General features: G+C 72.2%; 15 protein-coding genes. 5 read left to right on the forward strand and 10 right to left on the reverse strand.

What is annotated here, in order from left to right:
* Nucleotides 1-308: 308 nt before the first annotated feature.
* Nucleotides 309-1115 carry a glycoside hydrolase family 16 protein gene (locus AB0H87_RS24810; protein ID WP_360150068.1) on the reverse strand — a complete coding sequence of 269 codons (807 nt, stop codon included), beginning with the start codon at nt 1113-1115 and terminating at the stop codon, nt 309-311.
* Between the two features lie 35 nt (nt 1116-1150).
* Between AB0H87_RS24810 and AB0H87_RS24815 the strand changes: the two genes are divergently transcribed.
* Both AB0H87_RS24815 and AB0H87_RS24820 read left to right on the forward strand, forming a co-directional pair.
* Complete coding sequence (locus AB0H87_RS24815) at nt 1151-3742, forward strand: AAA family ATPase (protein ID WP_360150071.1); 2592 nt, start codon at nt 1151-1153, stop codon at nt 3740-3742.
* Nucleotides 3743-3778: 36 nt separating this feature from the next.
* Nucleotides 3779-4144: a DsrE family protein gene (locus AB0H87_RS24820; RefSeq protein WP_360150073.1), complete on the forward strand. Its 366-nt coding sequence runs from the start codon at nt 3779-3781 to the stop codon at nt 4142-4144.
* 98 nt (nt 4145-4242) lie between these two features.
* On the opposite strand, the gene AB0H87_RS24825 is transcribed toward AB0H87_RS24820, so the two are convergent.
* The 7 genes from AB0H87_RS24825 to AB0H87_RS24855 all read right to left on the reverse strand — a co-directional run bounded on the left by AB0H87_RS24825 (nt 4243) and on the right by AB0H87_RS24855 (nt 11804).
* Entirely contained in the window at nt 4243-4872 is a 630-nt protein-coding gene (locus AB0H87_RS24825; protein ID WP_360150076.1) for a response regulator transcription factor, read from the reverse strand.
* Nucleotides 4869-6107: a sensor histidine kinase gene (locus tag AB0H87_RS24830; RefSeq protein WP_360150079.1), complete on the reverse strand. Its 1239-nt coding sequence runs from the start codon at nt 6105-6107 to the stop codon at nt 4869-4871. The genes AB0H87_RS24825 and AB0H87_RS24830 overlap by 4 nt, the downstream gene beginning before the upstream one ends.
* A gap of 9 nt (nt 6108-6116) precedes the next feature.
* Nucleotides 6117-6863: an ABC transporter permease gene (locus AB0H87_RS24835; protein ID WP_360150082.1), complete on the reverse strand. Its 747-nt coding sequence runs from the start codon at nt 6861-6863 to the stop codon at nt 6117-6119.
* Nucleotides 6853-7596 (reverse strand): ABC transporter ATP-binding protein, encoded by a 744-nt coding sequence (locus AB0H87_RS24840; protein WP_360150085.1) that lies wholly within the window; start codon nt 7594-7596, stop codon nt 6853-6855. The genes AB0H87_RS24835 and AB0H87_RS24840 overlap by 11 nt, the downstream gene beginning before the upstream one ends.
* 108 nt (nt 7597-7704) lie before the next feature.
* Nucleotides 7705-8214 (reverse strand): hypothetical protein, encoded by a 510-nt coding sequence (locus tag AB0H87_RS24845; RefSeq protein WP_360150088.1) that lies wholly within the window; start codon nt 8212-8214, stop codon nt 7705-7707.
* Nucleotides 8215-8218: 4 nt separating this feature from the next.
* On the reverse strand, nt 8219-9940 hold the full coding sequence (locus tag AB0H87_RS24850; protein ID WP_360150091.1) for a PHP domain-containing protein: 1722 nt from the start codon (nt 9938-9940) through the stop codon (nt 8219-8221).
* Nucleotides 9941-10046: 106 nt separating this feature from the next.
* Complete coding sequence (locus AB0H87_RS24855; RefSeq protein WP_360150094.1) at nt 10047-11804, reverse strand: cellulose binding domain-containing protein; 1758 nt, start codon at nt 11802-11804, stop codon at nt 10047-10049.
* 151 nt (nt 11805-11955) lie between these two features.
* On the opposite strand from AB0H87_RS24855, the gene AB0H87_RS24860 reads away from it, so the two are divergent.
* A complete protein-coding gene (locus AB0H87_RS24860; protein WP_360150107.1) occupies nt 11956-12390 on the forward strand; it encodes an NUDIX domain-containing protein in 435 nt (144 codons plus the stop codon).
* Here the strand turns inward: AB0H87_RS24860 and AB0H87_RS24865 are convergent.
* Nucleotides 12362-13021, reverse strand: coding sequence for an HAD family hydrolase (locus tag AB0H87_RS24865; protein WP_360150097.1), 660 nt, complete (start codon nt 13019-13021; stop codon nt 12362-12364). The two genes, AB0H87_RS24860 and AB0H87_RS24865, sit on opposite strands and share 29 nt — an antisense overlap.
* A 132-nt stretch (nt 13022-13153) precedes the next feature.
* Between AB0H87_RS24865 and AB0H87_RS24870 the strand changes: the two genes are divergently transcribed.
* Nucleotides 13154-13498: a hypothetical protein gene (locus tag AB0H87_RS24870; protein WP_360150100.1), complete on the forward strand. Its 345-nt coding sequence runs from the start codon at nt 13154-13156 to the stop codon at nt 13496-13498.
* Nucleotides 13495-14541 carry an SRPBCC family protein gene (locus AB0H87_RS24875; protein ID WP_360150102.1) on the forward strand — a complete coding sequence of 349 codons (1047 nt, stop codon included), beginning with the start codon at nt 13495-13497 and terminating at the stop codon, nt 14539-14541. The genes AB0H87_RS24870 and AB0H87_RS24875 overlap by 4 nt, the downstream gene beginning before the upstream one ends.
* A 531-nt stretch (nt 14542-15072) precedes the next feature.
* Here AB0H87_RS24875 and AB0H87_RS24880 read toward each other — a convergent pair.
* The coding region (locus AB0H87_RS24880; protein ID WP_360150104.1) for a hypothetical protein at nt 15073-15594 on the reverse strand (522 nt) is incomplete at its 5' end.

Here is a 15594-nt window from a genome sequence, read left to right on the forward strand (position 1 = left end):
CGGCGGACCCGAGCAGACAACGGAGCCCGCACCGTCGTCGACGGTGCGGGCTCCCCTATCTGGTGTTTTGCGGTGAAGCGGAGCTTCGCCTGGCGGGCCCGCACGAACGGCAGCGCGCCGATGCCGCCGATCAGCAGCGCCGACCGCCAGCAGGCCGCGCGGAGCCGCAAGCGGCTCCGCCGGGACCACGTCGACCTCTAGCAGCTGCACCGCGTCGACCCGACCGTGCCGCTGGCCGACCAGGTCGGCGCGCTGCGCGAGCTGCAGGACGACGAGGTCGTCGACTACTGCGCGACGCACGGGATCGCCTACATCCCTTGGGCTCCGCTGGCGCCGGGCGTACCCGCGGCGCAGTCGCTCTCCTGGTTGGTGGCCCGGTCTCCGGTGACCCTGCCGAAGACCGGCGGACGGCCGCTGACGTGTGAGACGACCAGTTCCGGGACCGCGACCGGGCCGCCCTTGTCGGGAAAGTCGAAGACACCGAGCATGAGCTGCATCGGGTACGCGGGCGCCTGCGCGAGCCGGCGCACCACCACCCCGTCCACGCTGAAGGCCAGCGACCCGGGCAGCCATTCCACGCCGTACGTGTGGAAGGTGGCGAGGTCGATCGGCAGCGTGACCGGATCGAACTCCTCGCGCAGCGCGGGATCCCGGAACCGGTGCACGCCCATGCCGACATCGTGCGGTGTCGAGCCGAAGATCTCCGCCACGCAGATCTCGCCGGACTGCTCCGGCTCCTCCTCGAACCCCGACAGCCAGAACGCGACCATCGACCGGGGCGTCACGACACCCCGCATCCGCACCGAGAACCGCCCGTACAAAGGGACATACCCCCGGAAATCCGGCTCCGGCGAACGCACCTCCAAGCCGGTGCGGAACGGCTGCTGCCCGCTGCGGGCACCGCTCTGCACACAGGACACCCGCAGCGGTGTCGGATGCGACTCGGCGCACCACAACGGCTGGTCCGGCGGGATGAACAGCCGCAACGACCCGTCGCCGACGGTGTGGACGGCGCGGGACGCGGCCCGGGACGACCAGTGCGGCAGGTAGTAGGGGAACCAGACGTGCGGGTTCAGCACGTCGCCACGGAAGTGTTCGTCCAGCCGTTCGGCCATGGGTCCACCGTGCCAGGTGGTGGGACCATCGGCACGTGGAGCTGTGGGAGCGGACAGCCCCGCTGGGTGTGCTCGACGAGCTGCTGCGGTCGAGCGCGACCGGCGGCCGGGTCGCGCTGGTCGCCGGCGAGGCCGGTGTCGGCAAGTCCGCGCTCGTGACCGAGTTCGCGCAGCGGAGCAGGAGCCGCACGCGGTTCCACTGGGGATGGTGCGATCCCCTGGTCACCCCGCGCGCCCTCGGTCCCGTGCACGACATCGCCCGCCAGAGCAAAGGGCCGCTCGCGGCGCGGCTCGCCGACGCCGCCAGGCCGGAGGAGATCCTGGCCGCGCTGCTCGACCAGCTGGACCACCCGGCGATCACGCCGGTGCTGGTCGTCGAGGACGCGCACTGGGCCGACGAGGGCACGCTCGACCTGCTGGTGCTGCTGGGCCGGCGGATCGGGCAGAGCAGGGCGCTGCTGGTCGTCACCTACCGCGACGACGAGCTCGGCACCGGACACCCCCTGCACCGCGTGCTCGGCGCCCTGCGCGGCACCCGGATCCCGCTCGCCCCGCTGTCGGCCGACCGGGTCGCGCTGGAGGCGACGCGGGCCGGCCACGACGCGGCGACCGTGCTCGCACTGACCGGCGGCAACCCGCTGCTGCTCACCGAGCTGCTCAACGCACGGGGCGACGGTGCACCGAGCGGCGTACGCGGCCTGATCCTCGATCGGATCCAAGCCCTGCCACCACGGGCACAGGACCTGGCGCGGCTCGTCGCGGTCGTGCCCGGCCGGGCCGACAAGCCCCTGCTGGCCGGCCGCGACGACCAGATCGACGCCTGCGTGGCCGGCGGCGTGCTCGTGCCGACGGACGACGGCGTCGCCTACCGGCACGAGCTGCTGCGCACCGCCGTCGAGGACTCGCTCGCCCCGCGGCAACGCGCGGCCCTGCACAGGACCGTCCTCGAAACCCTGGCCGAGATCGACGGCATCGACCCCGGCCGCCTCGTGCACCACGCCCGGGGCGCCGGCGACGCCGACGCGGTGCTGCGCTGGGGCCAGATCGCCGCCGCGGCCGCCGCCCGCCAGGGTGCCCGGCGCGAGGCCGCCGAGCACTACCGGGCGGCCGCCGCCCACGCCGACCGCCTGCCGGCGCGAGCGAGAGCCGACCTGCTCGAGCGCTACTCGCTCGCCGCCTACCTCGGCGGCAAGGCCGAAGACGGCCTTGAACCCCAACGCACCGCGATCAGCATCCGGGAGCGGCTGGGCGACCCGATCCCGATCGGCGCCGCCTGGCGCTGGCTCTCGCGCGTCGCCTGGTGGTCCGGCGCGGGCACGGAGGCGCGGGCAGCCGCCGACCGCGCGGTGGACGTGCTCGCGCGGCAGCCGCCCGGCCGCGAGCTGGCCATGGCCTACAGCAACCAGTCGGGCCTGCGGATGTTCGACTACGCGTTCGCCGAGTCGATCGAGCTGGGCGAGCAGGCCCGGGCGCTCGCAGAGGAGTTCGGCGACCGCGAGACCAAGATCCACGCGACGATCAACGTCGGCACCTCGGCGATGCAGCTCGACCGCCCCGGCGGTCGCGAGACGCTGGAGGCCGCGCACGCCGAAGCGTTCGCCGGCGGCTATCCCGACCAGGCGACCCGCGCGCTGCTCAACATCGGCGGCGTCCTGGCGGAACAGGCCCGCTTCACCGCGGCCACGCCGGCCCTCGACCGCGCCATCGTGCACGCCCGCGAGCAGGACCTGGCCGGCTATCTCCAGTGCCTGCTCGGCACCCGGGCCGGCGTCCGGTTCCAGGCAGGTGACTGGCCGGGTGCCATCAAGGATGCCGAGGAGTCGCTGCGGCTGCCGGCACAGGGCGGCATCGGCCGGGTGCCGGCGCTGGTCGTGCTGGGTCGCATCCACGGCGCCCGCGGCGACCGAGAAACCGCGCGGGCGCACCTCGACGAGGCAGACCGCCACGCCGACCCGGCCCGTGAGCTGCAGTGGGTGGGCCCGGCCAAGAGCGCACGGTCGGAACACTTCCGCTGGTTCGGCGACCCCGACCGCGCGGCGCGCGAGATACCGCACGCGCTGGACCGGGCGACCCGCGCGCACGCGGCCCCGCACTCCGGCGAGCTGGCGTACCGCCTCTGGCAGGCCGGCGGCGGCGACCACGCGCCCGCGGACGCGCTGGCGCCGTACCGCTGGATGATCGACGGCGACTGGCGCCGGGCCGCCGCCGAATGGGACCGCCTCGGCGGCCGTTTCCTGAAGCTGGAAGCGTTGGGCGGGGCCGACGACCGGGCCGCGGCGACCGAGGCGGTCACGGGCCTCGACGCCCTCGGTGCCACGCAGGCGGCGGCCTGGCTGAGAGCCGACCTCCGCCGCCGCGGCGTGGGCGGCATCCCGCGCGGCCCTCGCCGGACCACGACGACCCACCCCGCCGGCCTGACCCAGCGCCAGGCGGAGGTGCTCGGCCTGATCGCCGACGGCCTGTCCAACGCGGACATCGCGACCCGCCTGCGGCTCGCGCCGAAGACCGTCGACCACCACGTCTCGGCCGTGCTGGCCAGACTCGGCGTCCAGAGCCGCGGCCAGGCGGCGGCCCGCGCACACAAGTTAGGGATATCTCCCCATTCCTCGGACGGTCCGGCTACCTAGCGTGTAAGCCAGGATCACCACGAGGGGGGATTACCCATGCCCGGAAAAGCAGTAGTCAGCCTCATCACGGGGCTCGAGGACCCGGAGAAGGTCACCGTCGCGTTCCTGGTGGCGGTCGGTGCCGCCGAACAGGGCCGGCCGACGCTGATGTTCCTGACCAAGGAGGCGACCCGGCTCGCCATCAACGGCGTCGCGACCGGCGTGGCCTGCGAGGGCTGCCCGCCGCTGGCCGACCTGACCCGGCGGTACGCCGCGGCCGGCGGCAAGCTGCTGGTCTGCCCGATCTGCTTCGACTCGCGCAAGCTCGACAAGGGCGACCTGGTCGAGAACGCGGAGCTGGGCGGCACCGTGCCGATGTGGCAGTGGATCGGCGACGAGGGCGCCACGACGTTCAGCTACTGAACCCTTGGCGGCCGCCGCGCGTACCCATGGACGGCGGCCGCTTCTCTCCGCAAGCCGAGCGACCACCGGGCCGCCGCCTCTCCCCCAGGAGGCGGCGGCTATCCCTTCGGGGTGAGCAGGCCGCGATGGAACGCCTCGGCGACCGCGGCCGCCCGGTCTCCGACACCCAGCTTCGAATAGATGTTGAGCAGGTGCGTCTTGACGGTCGCCTCGCTGATGAACAGCGCCGCGGCCGCCTCCCGGTTGGTCCTGCCGCCCGCGACCAGCTCCAGCACGGCGAGTTCCCGCTGGCTGAGCGGACCCGCGCCCGGCGTCCGGACCCGGTTCATCAGCCGGCCAGCCACCGCGGGTGCGAGCACCGACTCGCCCCGGGCCGCCGCCCGCACCGCGCGCAGCAACTCGTCGCGTGGCGCGTCCTTGAGCAGGTAGCCGGTCGCGCCCGCCTCGATCGCCGGCACCACGTAGCTGTCGGTGTCGTACGTCGTCAGCACCAGCACGTGGCTCGGGACGCCGAGCCGGGCCAGCTCGCCGATCGCGGTGACCCCGTCGGTGCCGGGCATCCGCAGGTCCATCAGGATCACGTCGGGGCGCAGCGCCCGGGCCAGCCGCACCGCCTCGGAGCCGTCGCCCGCCTCGCCGACCACCTCGAACTCCGGGTCGCTGGCGAACATGCCGGTCAGGCCGTTGCGTACGACGGGATGGTCGTCGACCACCAGCAAGCTGATCATGCCGGCACCGCCGCGGAGATCGCCGTGCCGGCCAGCGGCTCGGACTCGACCTGCAGGGTCCCGGCGAGCCCCTCGATGCGTTGCCGCATCGCCACGAGCCCGTAGCCGCCCGCCGACACCGGCGGCTCGGCCGGGTCGAAGCCGCATCCGTCGTCCCGCACGTCCAGTGCCACCGATCCGTCCAGATAGGACAATGTCAGGCCGACCCGCCGGGCGCCGGAATGGGTCGCGACGTTGGCCAGCGCCTCCTGCGCCGTCCGCAGCAGAGCCAGCTCCGCGTCCTGCGACATAGGCCGCTCGGTGCCGGTGGTGGTCACCTCGACCGGGATGCCGTGCCGGGCCGACCAGCTCCGGGCCACCCCGGCCAGCGCGTCGGCCAGCCGGGCGTCGCGCAGCGGCTCGGGTCGCAGGGCGTGCACCGACCGCCGCGCCTCCCGCAGGCTCTCCCGGGCCAGGTCGGTGGCGGCCGACAGGTGCCGCCGCCACCGCTCGGGCTCGGTCGCCGCCTGCTCGGCCGCCTGGAGCTGGGTGATGATGCCGGTCAGGCCCTGCGCCAGCGTGTCGTGGATCTCGCCGGCCATCCGCTGCCGCTCGTCGTGGACGCCCGCCTCCCGGGCCTGGGTCAGCAGCCGCTCGTGCAGGACGGCGTTCTCGGTGAGCGTGGCCTCCAACTGCCGGTTGGCCTCGCTCAGTTCCTCGTTGGCCCGCCGCCGGGCCTCACCCTCCTGGTCGTTGTTCCAGTCGATCCAGGCGAACGCGCACATCGGCACCGCGTTGATCAGGATGATCGCGGCGTGCCACCCGATCTCCGCGCCGGAGAAGGGGATGCCGGACGCCTGTGCGATGCCGGCCGCGACGGCGACCGCGGCGACACCCGGGATCCGCCACGGCCACCGCAGGATCCCGAAGGCGAAGTAGTAGCCGGCCGGCGTGAGGAACCCGAACCAGGGCGCGATCACGACCAGCGCGAGCAGGATCGCGAGGAAACCGACGAAGAACACCGCCATGAGCACCGGGCGTACGCGCCACGCGGGCCGCAGCGTGTAGAGGCAGAGCACCCACACCGCCGCGAGCAGGCACAGCCCGACGACCACGAGGGTCTCGCCGGTCGAGTCCGTCAGCAGCGGGCTGAACCCGGCCAGGACGGCCAGCAGCACGTACGGGGCCAGGTTGGCCCACCGCGCCCAGCGGAGTGTGCCCGCGTCAGCGGTCTCCCACGGCATCGGGTTCGGCATGGTGGAAACCTACTCCCAACGGAAGAGCCGGATGCCGAGCAGCGCGGTCACGACCACGTAGCCCGCCAGCACCAGCAGCTGCCACGCCGGGGGCCAGTGGCCCGCGCTGGCGTCGGTCAACGCCTGCACCGCCGCGCCCAGCGGTGTGGCCTCGCTCACGTGCCGGAGCACCGCCGGCATCGCCTGGATCGGCAACCACAGCCCGGCGAAGAACATCATCACGTAGAACAGCACGGAGCCGATCGCGTTCGCCGCCTTGCCGGTCGGCGTGACCGCGGCCACCAGCACCGCGACGCCGATCAGCGCGAGCGCCGCGAGCAGGGCGGTCAGCGCGAACGCCAGCGGCTGTCGCGGCAACGGCACGTCGAAGGCGAACCGCGCCACCGCCAGCAGCAGCACGACCGCGACCAGCGCGGTGCCGAGGCAGATCGCGAACTGGGCGCCGAGGACCCGGGCGGGGCCGACGGGCGTGGTGCGCAGCCGGCGCAGCACACCCTGCTCCCGGTAGCCCGCCAGCGTCGGTGGGAGCGTGTTGAGCGCCAGCATCGCGATCACGAAACCGACCAGGATCGGCGTGTACGTGTAGAGCAGCGGTTGCCCGTCGATGCCGTTGGCCGGGTCGGTGAAGAAGTCGATGTTGCCGAACACGGACAGCAGCGCGGTCGGGAACAGCACGCCGAAGATCGGTCCGACCTTGTCGCGCAGGAACAGGGTGAACTCGCTGGCGGTCAGCCGGCGCAGGGCATCAGTGGACATCGGTGGTCTCCCCGGTCAGTGCGACGAAAGCGTCCTCGAGCGTGGCCCGCTCGACGCCGAGCTCGGCGGCAGCGCGCTTGGTCAGTGCGGCCGGGGTGTCCAGCGCCACCACCCGGCCAGAATCGATCACCGCGACCCGGTCGCAGAGCCGTTCGGCCTCGTCCATGAAGTGGGTGACCAGCAGGATCGTGACCCCGCGGGCCCGGACGTCCTCGATCAGCCGCCAGGTCTCGCGGCGGGCGCGCGGGTCGAGGCCGGTGGTCAGCTCGTCGAGCACGGCGACCCGCGGGTTGCCGATCAGCGCGAGCGCGATCGAGAGCCGCTGCTGCTGGCCGCCGGAGAGCTTGCCGAACCGGGTGTTCCGGATGCTGTCGAGCCCGAGCGCCGCCATCAGCGTCGCCGGGTCGGCCGGCTCGCGGTAGAAGGACCGGTAGAGCTCCAGCGCCTCGCCGACCCTCAGCTTCTCGGGGAGGTGGGCGCCCTGCAGCTGGACGCCCAGCCGCTGCGTCAGCTCGGCGCGGTCGCGGACCGGGTCGAGCCCGAGCACCCGGATCGTGCCCCGGTCGGCCCGGCGCAACCCTTCGACGCATTCGACCGTCGTGGTCTTCCCCGCGCCGTTCGACCCGAGGATTCCGAAGATCTCGCCCTCGTCGACGCGGAAGGAGACGTCGTCCACGGCGATCTTGTCGCCGTACCTCTTGTGTAGTTCCTGAACTTCGATGACCGTTGTCATGCCATAAACGGTCTCAACGGCCACGCCCGGCGGGCACCGACCAGCCGGCGACGCGGGGCCCGGCCGCGGTGGATTCCGCCGGTCAACCGATCGGTTGATGCGGCTCCACTAATGCAGCGCGCAGCAGGGGATCTCTTCGGGCATCTCGAAGGGCGCGATCCGCCCGCCGGTGTGCGGCAGGGTGACCAGGGTCAGCTTGCCGGCCATCCACAGGGGACGGACGTGGTCGCGCGTCTCGATCAGGGTTTCCGGCTGCGGCGGCGCGCCGCCCATCACCGTCACCCGCTCGATCGCGCTGCGCTCCAACAGCTCCGCGACGCTCAGCGTGCCGACGCAGGCGTCCTTGCCCGGATAGGCGAACGCCCGGCCGCCCTGGCCCGAGAGGTGCTCCTCCCGGGCCAGGGCCGCCGCGGCCACGAGGCCGTCGGGGACGGGTGGCAGGTCCACCTCGACCCCCGACGGCACCGCGATGCTGAACGCCACGTGAGGGCTCGGCACGCGCAACAGGTGTGTGCAGGCGACGACGCGGTCCCGCGCCTCACCCAACCGGGAGGCAAACCAGTGCTCCGCCTCCCGCACGTCGCTGTCACCGCGGTCGAATCCGACGTGGACGGTCATGGTGTCAGTGCGCCTCGACGAAGATGGGGTTGGTGTAGAACCAGAGGTCGGTCCACGGGTCGGTGTTGCCGAGCACGTCGATCGCCGGGCCGGTCGGGTCGACCGAGGCACCGAGGTAGCCCGGCGCCGTCCGGTTGCCGTCGGTGCCCCGGACCCGCACGTAGTACGAGTGGTCGACGCGACCGAGGTTGTAGGTGAAGGTGACCTTCTTCGGGCCGGTGCCCACCTCGAACGACTTCTCCACCCGGGTGTTCGGGGTCGAGAAGGTGTCCTTGTCGGCCACCTTGCCGGTCACCTTGCCGCGGATCACGTCGACCCGGGCGAGCTTCGGCACGAACTGGCCCCAGTTGGGCAGCGTGGCGAGGTCGACGGTGACGACCAGCTCCAGCGCGGTGCCCTTCTTGACGCTGATGGTGCCGCCCAGCGTGGTGCCGCCGGAGCGGTCACCGGCCTTGCGGACCCGCATGTCGAGGCCGGCCAGCAGGCCGCCGTGGTCGACCCAGACCCGGCCGAAGCGCAGGCCGTCCATCACCGCGAGGTACGAGTCCGCGGTCGTGCCGACGTGCGTCTTGCTGTAGTAGCCCGGGAAGAAGTCCACGTACGTCGTGGTGGGCTTGCCGCCGTGCACCGGGTCGGCCCAGTAGCCCAGCTCGTTGAAGTCCTTGTTGCCGCGGACGGCGGTCTCCAGGAACACCGTGTGCGCGTCGGAGTTCGCGGTGATCCACCACGGCTTGCCCTCGGCGAGCAGGCTGTCCCAGAGGCCACCGACGGTCGCGGTGAACCAGTCGAAGCCACCCCAGGTGCGGTAGCTCTCCAGCGGGTACGGGAAGGAGTTGGCGGACGGGCTGTTGCCGTACGAGCCACGGGCCGCGCCGGGGCCGCCGTTGTCCTTGGAGATGCCGCCGGCCTGGTGGCCCGGTGCGCCCTCCATGCCGATCGCGATGCCGGGGGCGGCGTCGCGCCAACCACGGATCTCGTGCGGCGAGTCGATGCCGTTGCGGGCCGGGTGGTTGGCCAGGAACAGCGCGTGCTCGACCTTCTTGCGGCGCACCGCGTCGGTGAGGAAGTTGAGGCCCGCGATGGCCATCGCCTCGTTGGCCGGGCTGGACGCGCCCGTGCCGTTGACGCTCGCGTCGTAGTCGTTCTCGAACTGCTTGAGCACCGACAGCTCGTTCTTGCCGGGGTGCACGAACACGGTGCCGTGCTCGGCGCCCGGGATGTTCCACTCCAGACCCTGGAAGACCAGGGTGTCCTTGAGGGCCTCGCGGGCGGCGAGGATCTCCGGGTTGACCTTGTCCACACCGATCTTGGCGTGCGCGTTGCTGCCGTGGTCGGTGATGACCATCCAGTCCAGGCCGTACGCCCGGCCGTGCTGGACCTGGTCGATCACCCGGTACAGGCCGTCGTCGCTGTAGTGGGTGTGGATGTGGTGGTCACCGGCGAGCCACTTGTAGTCGCCGCCGTTGCCGTTGCCCTTGTCGTCGTGCTTGTCGTCGTCCTTGCCGTGCGCGGCGGCGGGAACGGCGCCGACACCAGCGCCGGCGAACGCACCCGCGGCGGCTACACCGGCACCGAGGAGACCGGCGCGGCGCAGGAACGCGCGGCGGCTCCGGTCTTCGGGCCTCAGCTCCTCGTCCGGGGTCGACAGGTCGAGAGCGGCGGGCAGGTCGCTGCCGCTGATCTCCACCTCGTCGTGGTGGTGGTGGTGCCCATGGCCGTGGCCCATGTGGTGTCCTCCTGATGACTGGCGTGCCGTCGGCCAACATCACGGAGGGCGGAGAACGTCAAGTGTTACCTGAACGCTCCTTACATGAACTTTGGGAGTTCGTTAGCTATGGCAAGGAGTTCAGGAACGGCTCGTGAGCGAGGCGGAACTCCCAGTTGTAGAACCGGTCCCAGTTGATGGACCAGGTCATCAGGCCCCGGAAGTTCGGGTTCGTCCCGCTGCGCGGCGTGTAGCCACCGCAGCCCTGGCCGCGCACCAGGCAGTTGACCGCCTGCTGGACGCCGGCCGGCGCCACGTACCCGTTGCCGGCGCTGACCGACGACGGCGTGCCGAACGCGACCTGGTCCTCGCGCAACGGCGGGAACACGTTGGCCGTGTTGCCGGCGACCGGGAAGCCGGCCAGCAGCATGTCGGTCATCGCGATGTGGAAGTCCGCGCCGCCCATGTTGTGGTACTGGTTGTCCAGACCCATGATCGGGCCGGAGTTGTAGTCCTGCACGTGCAGCACGGTGATGTCGTCGCGCAGGGCGTGGATGACCGGCAGGTACGAGCCGGCGCGCGGGTCCTGCCCGCCCCACGGCCCGGAGCCGTAGTACTGGTAGCCGAGCTGCACGAAGAAGGTCTCCGGTGCCATCGTGAGCACGAAGCGGGAGCCGTACCGCTGCTTGAGCGTCCGCACCGCGGAGATGAGGTTGACGATCACCGGTGTGGTCGGGTTGCGGAAGTCGGTGTCGCCCGTGTTCAGCGACAGCGAGTGTCCCTCGAAGTCGATGTCGAGCCCGTCCAGGCCGTACCGGTCGATGATGGCGGCGACCGAGCTGACGAACCGGTCCCGGGCCGCGGTCGTGGTGAGCTGGACCTGCCCGTTCTGGCCGCCGATCGAGATGAGCACCTTCTTGCCGGCCGCCTGCTTGGCCCGGATCGCGGCGATGAACTCCGCCTCGGTCTCGACGCCGGGACACTCGCCGGCGGGGCAGAGCTGGAACCGGATGTCGCCGGACGTGACGCTCGTGGGCTCGCCGAAGGCCAAATTGATGATGTCCCAGTCGGCGGGCACGTCGGCCATCCGCAGGTAGCCGGAGCCGTTGGCGAAGCTGGCGTGCAGGTAGCCGATCAGCGCGTGCTTCGGCAGCCCGGTCGGCGGCGGGGTGGTGCCGCTGGTCGTGCCGGTCACGGTGGCGCTGCGGGCACCCTCACCGACGCTGTTGTACGCGGCGACGGCGTACGTGTGCGTGGTGTTGGCGCCGAGCCCGCCGATCGTCGCGCTGGTCCCGGTGACGGTGGCCCGCAGGGTGCTGCCCTCGTAGACCCGGTAGCCGGTGACGGTGCCGGTGGGCGCGTTCCAGGCGAGCGAGATCGAGCTGCTGGTGGTGCCGGTGACCCGCGGTGAGCCGGGCGCGCCCGGGACGGTCGGGTTGGGCGGGTTGGACGTCGGCGGGTTCGAGGTCGGCGGTGTGGTCGGGCCGCCACCGCCGCAGGACGCCCCGTTGAGCGTGCAGTTGCTCGGCGTCGCGGCGCCGGACCCGTTGAACCCGAAGGAGACCGAGGCACCCGGCGCGACGTTGCCGTTCCAGGACTTGTTGCGGAACGTGAACCGCTGCCCGGAGCGCGTCATGTCCGCGTCCCAGAACGTGGTGATGTTCGCGCCGGCCGGCAGGTCGAACGCGACCGCCCACGAGGTGAGCGCGGTCGTGCCGCCGTTGCTGACGGTGTAGCGGCCCTCCCAGCCGGAACCCCAGTCGGACACCTTGGTGAAGGTCGCGGTCGGCCCGGCCGCGGCGGCGCTCGAGGCGATCGCGACGGCGCCGCCGGCGGCGGCCAGGACGGCGACCAAACCCATGACGATCGATCGGGTACGACGCATTGCGGGCCTCCACGTATCGATGGATGCCCAATTATTAAGACTGTTAACTGTTGCTGTCCAGCCCCACTTCCGGGAAACCGGATTGCCCTGTCCGGCGGCGCCGGGGTAGACCCGAGCGGTGAAACAACCGCGCGTACGAGCAGCGTCCTATGTGACCCGCACCGGCCCGACCGGGATCGAGCTGCTGGTCTTCAACTACCCGACCCGGCCGGACGCGGGGCACCACGCCCCTGGCGGCGGCGTCGACCCGGGCGAGCGCCCCGACGACGGCGCCGTCCGCGAGACGGTCGAGGAGACCGGGATCGCCGGAACACTGCGGCACGCCGGCGTGGTCGGCACGGAGCTGGGCCACTACACCAACGGGCATCCGTACATCGCCCTCTACTTCCACCTGGTCACCGACGAGCCGCGGGACGCCTGGACGCACACGATGATCGGCGACCCGGCCGCCTGGGACACGGGGTTGACGGTCGCGTGCCGGTTCGTACCGCTGGCCGACGCCGGGCCGCTGCTGCGCACGAGCTGGCTGGACCAGTCCCGGTTCCTGCACCACCTGGTCACCCCAGCCGGTCAGCCAGCTCGCTGAGCGCCGTGACGGGTCGGCCAGGCCAGGTCGGGTCGGTGTCCTGGAACTCGGTCGTGCGGATCACCGCCATGCCGACCGCCGCCGCCCCGGCCAGCTCGCCGTCCGCACCGTCGCCGACGAACCAGCACTGATCCGGGCGTACGCCCAGCGCATCGGTGGCCGCCAGATAGCTGCGCGGGTCCGGCTTGGCGGCGCCCACCTGCGGCGAGAAGGCCGTCGCCGCGAACCGCGCGGCCAGCGGGCTCGCCGGCCACAGGTCGGCGGTCTCGGCCGAGGTGTTGCTGCACAAGGCCAGCCGGAAACCCCGGGCGCGTAACGCGTCCAGGGCCGCGAGCGTCGCCGGGGTGACGTCCGCGAGCAGCTTCGTGCCCAGCTCACAGCGGAGCGTCACCGCCCGCTCGACCGCGGCCGGCGCCGGGCTGGCGCCCAGCCGGCCCGCGAGGATCCGGATGGTCTCCGCCGCACCCCACCGGACCAGGCGGTCCGGCCACGTCTCGTGGTGGGCGCGGACGAAGGCGGCGGCATCGACGCCGACCACATCGGCCATCCGCTCCAGCACCTGGTCACGCTCGGTGTCGGCGCCCGGAACGAGCGTGTTGAACAGGTCGAAGATCACGGCGGTACGCGTCACCTCAGGAATCTAACGTCGCATCAGAGATCGACGACAATCGACAAACGTTGCCTTCGCGACGTAAGCGGCGTTTCGCCGCACGGCCTGCGGGTAAGCGCCACGAATGGGCGTCCCCCGAGGAAAGGAAACGTCATGAAGCCAGGTGGGAGCACTGCGCTCGCAATGGGAGTCGGGTACGTGCTCGGCCGGCGGCACAAGCTGCGCGCGGCGCTGATGCTCGGCGCGGCGGCGGCCGGCGGCCGGATGGCCGCGCGCGGCCAGGGCGGCAACGGGCAGGGCGGCCAGGGTCAGGGCGGCGACGGCGCAGCCAAGCCGCCGAGCCGCGGCGTCGTCGGGAAGCTCGGCAGCGCCGGCAAGACGGCCGCGATCACCATCGTCACCCGCTCCGCCGACCGGATCGGTGAACGGCTCACCGAGCGGGCGGCGGCGATGCGGGGTTCCGGAGGTTCCGGCGATTCCGGAGGGGATGACAAGTGAGCCAGGGTGCGAGCGGTAACGGCAACGGCGGCGGTTCGGTGACCGGCAAGCTGGTCGCGGGCCTGCAGGACATGGCCGGCGCGATGATGGACCGTGCCATGTCCGTCGTCAACGAGCGGCTGGGCGACATTACCAAGGGGCTCACCGAGGCCGGCGGCGAAGGCGGCCCCCGCCAGGCCGCGCTGGCGAAGGGCTTGTCGAGCCTCAAGGAGGGCGACTCCCCGGTCAAGGCGGTGATGGGCGCCGGGTTGACCGGTGGCAAGGAACAGGTCAAGCAGGCCTTCGGCGGTGGTGGCGGCGGCGACAACGGCAAGAGCAAGAACAAGCTCAAGGTGACCAACATCGTCGAGTCGATCGAGGTCGGGGTGCCGGTGTCGGTTGCCTACAACCAGTGGACCGAGTTCAAGACGTTCCCCAGCTTCATGAAGAAGGTGGAGGACATCGAGCAGGAGTCCGAAGAGAAGATGAAGTGGAAGGCCCAGGTGTTCTGGTCGCACCGCACCTGGGAGTCCACGATCGCCGAGCAGGTGCCCGACGAGCGGATCGTCTGGACGTCCAAGGGCGACAAGGGCTCGGTCGACGGAACGGTGACGTTCCACGAGGTCACCCCGGACCTGACCCGGATCCTCGTGGTGCTCGAATACCACCCGCAGGGCTTCGTCGAACAGACCGGCAACCTGTGGCGGGCACCCGGACGCCGGGCCCGGCTGGAGCTCAAGCACTTCGTCCGCAAGGTCATGCGCGACACGATCCTCAACCCGGACGACGTGAAGGGCTGGCGCGGCGAGATCCGCGACGGCGAGGTGGTCCAGGAGGACGACCGCTCCGACGAGGAGTCGGAGGAGGGCCAGGACAAGGACGAAACGGCCGAGGCCGAGGGCGACGAGTCCGCGGAGTCCGCGGACGAGGGCGGCGACGAGGGCGACGAGCAGGACGAAGAAGAGGACGAGGAGTCGCCGGCGGAGGAGCCGGTCAAGGCCGCCAAGACCGCGACCAAGGCGGCCAAGAAGGCCGCACCCCGCAGGGCCGCGAGGCGAAGCTAGCTACCGCGCACCGCGCAGGGCCGCGAAGCGGTCCCAGCCACCGCGCACCGCACAGGGCCGCAATGCGGTCCCAGCCACCGCGCACCGCACAGGGCCGCGAAGCGGTCCCAGCCACCGCGCACCGCACAGGGCCGCGAAGCGGTCCCAGCCACCGCGCACCGCACAGGGCCGCAATGCGGTCCCAGCCACCGCGCACCGCGCAACGCCGTGGAGCGGTCCGACCCGACGCATAACGCACGGCCATCCGCGCGCAGCCGCGCGGCGTTAGGCCGCCAAGCGGCCTGGCTACCGGACGGGGGAGGCCGCCAGGCGGCCAGCTAAGGCGGCGCAAGGCCGCCAGGCGGAACAGCGTGCCGGAATGCAGCGAAGCCGAGCAGCTGGGCTGCGGGCCGCGCAGCTGAGCTGACTAACGCCCACGTTGCGCAGTAGGGCTGTCTGAAGCGGAGGCTGCGCACCGGAAATGGTCCGTGCGGACGCCTGCGGATCTAGGCATCCCATCTGGGCATCGCGGCAGGCCGCGAGCCGGAACCGCTACCACTCACGCGGCTTGCGCCTGGGCAGGCCCTGGTTGCGGCGCGGCCGCTTCTTCTGCTCGCGCTCCTTGGCCACGGTCGACTGCGCGGAGATGTCCGGCTTCTCGTCATTGCCGACGTCGGCCTCCGCGGCGTGCTCGGTGACCTGCTTCCCGCTGCGGGCGGCTTCATCGCCCGCTTCGCGGGTCTCGTCGCCGGCGCCCTCACCGACCAGGTCGCCGAACCGGTCGGCGTCGCCACCGGCCTCACCCGCGGCACCACCGGCCTGCTGCGCCGCGTCACCCGCGGCACCACCGGTCTGCTTCGCGGCCTCACCCGCACCATCACCGGCCTCGCGGGCCGTGTCACCGGCACCACCGCCGGCCTCGCGGGCCGCGTCACCAGCACCACCACCGGCCTGCTTGGCCGCCTCACCCACGCCGCCACCGGCCTCGCGGGCCGCGTCACCAGCACCACCACCGGCCTGCTTGGCCGCCTCACCCACGCCGCCACCGGCCTCGCGGGCCGCGTCACCAGCACC

The organism is Asanoa sp. NPDC050611, from assembly GCF_040654855.1.
Classification (GTDB): Bacteria; Actinomycetota; Actinomycetes; order Mycobacteriales; family Micromonosporaceae; genus Asanoa.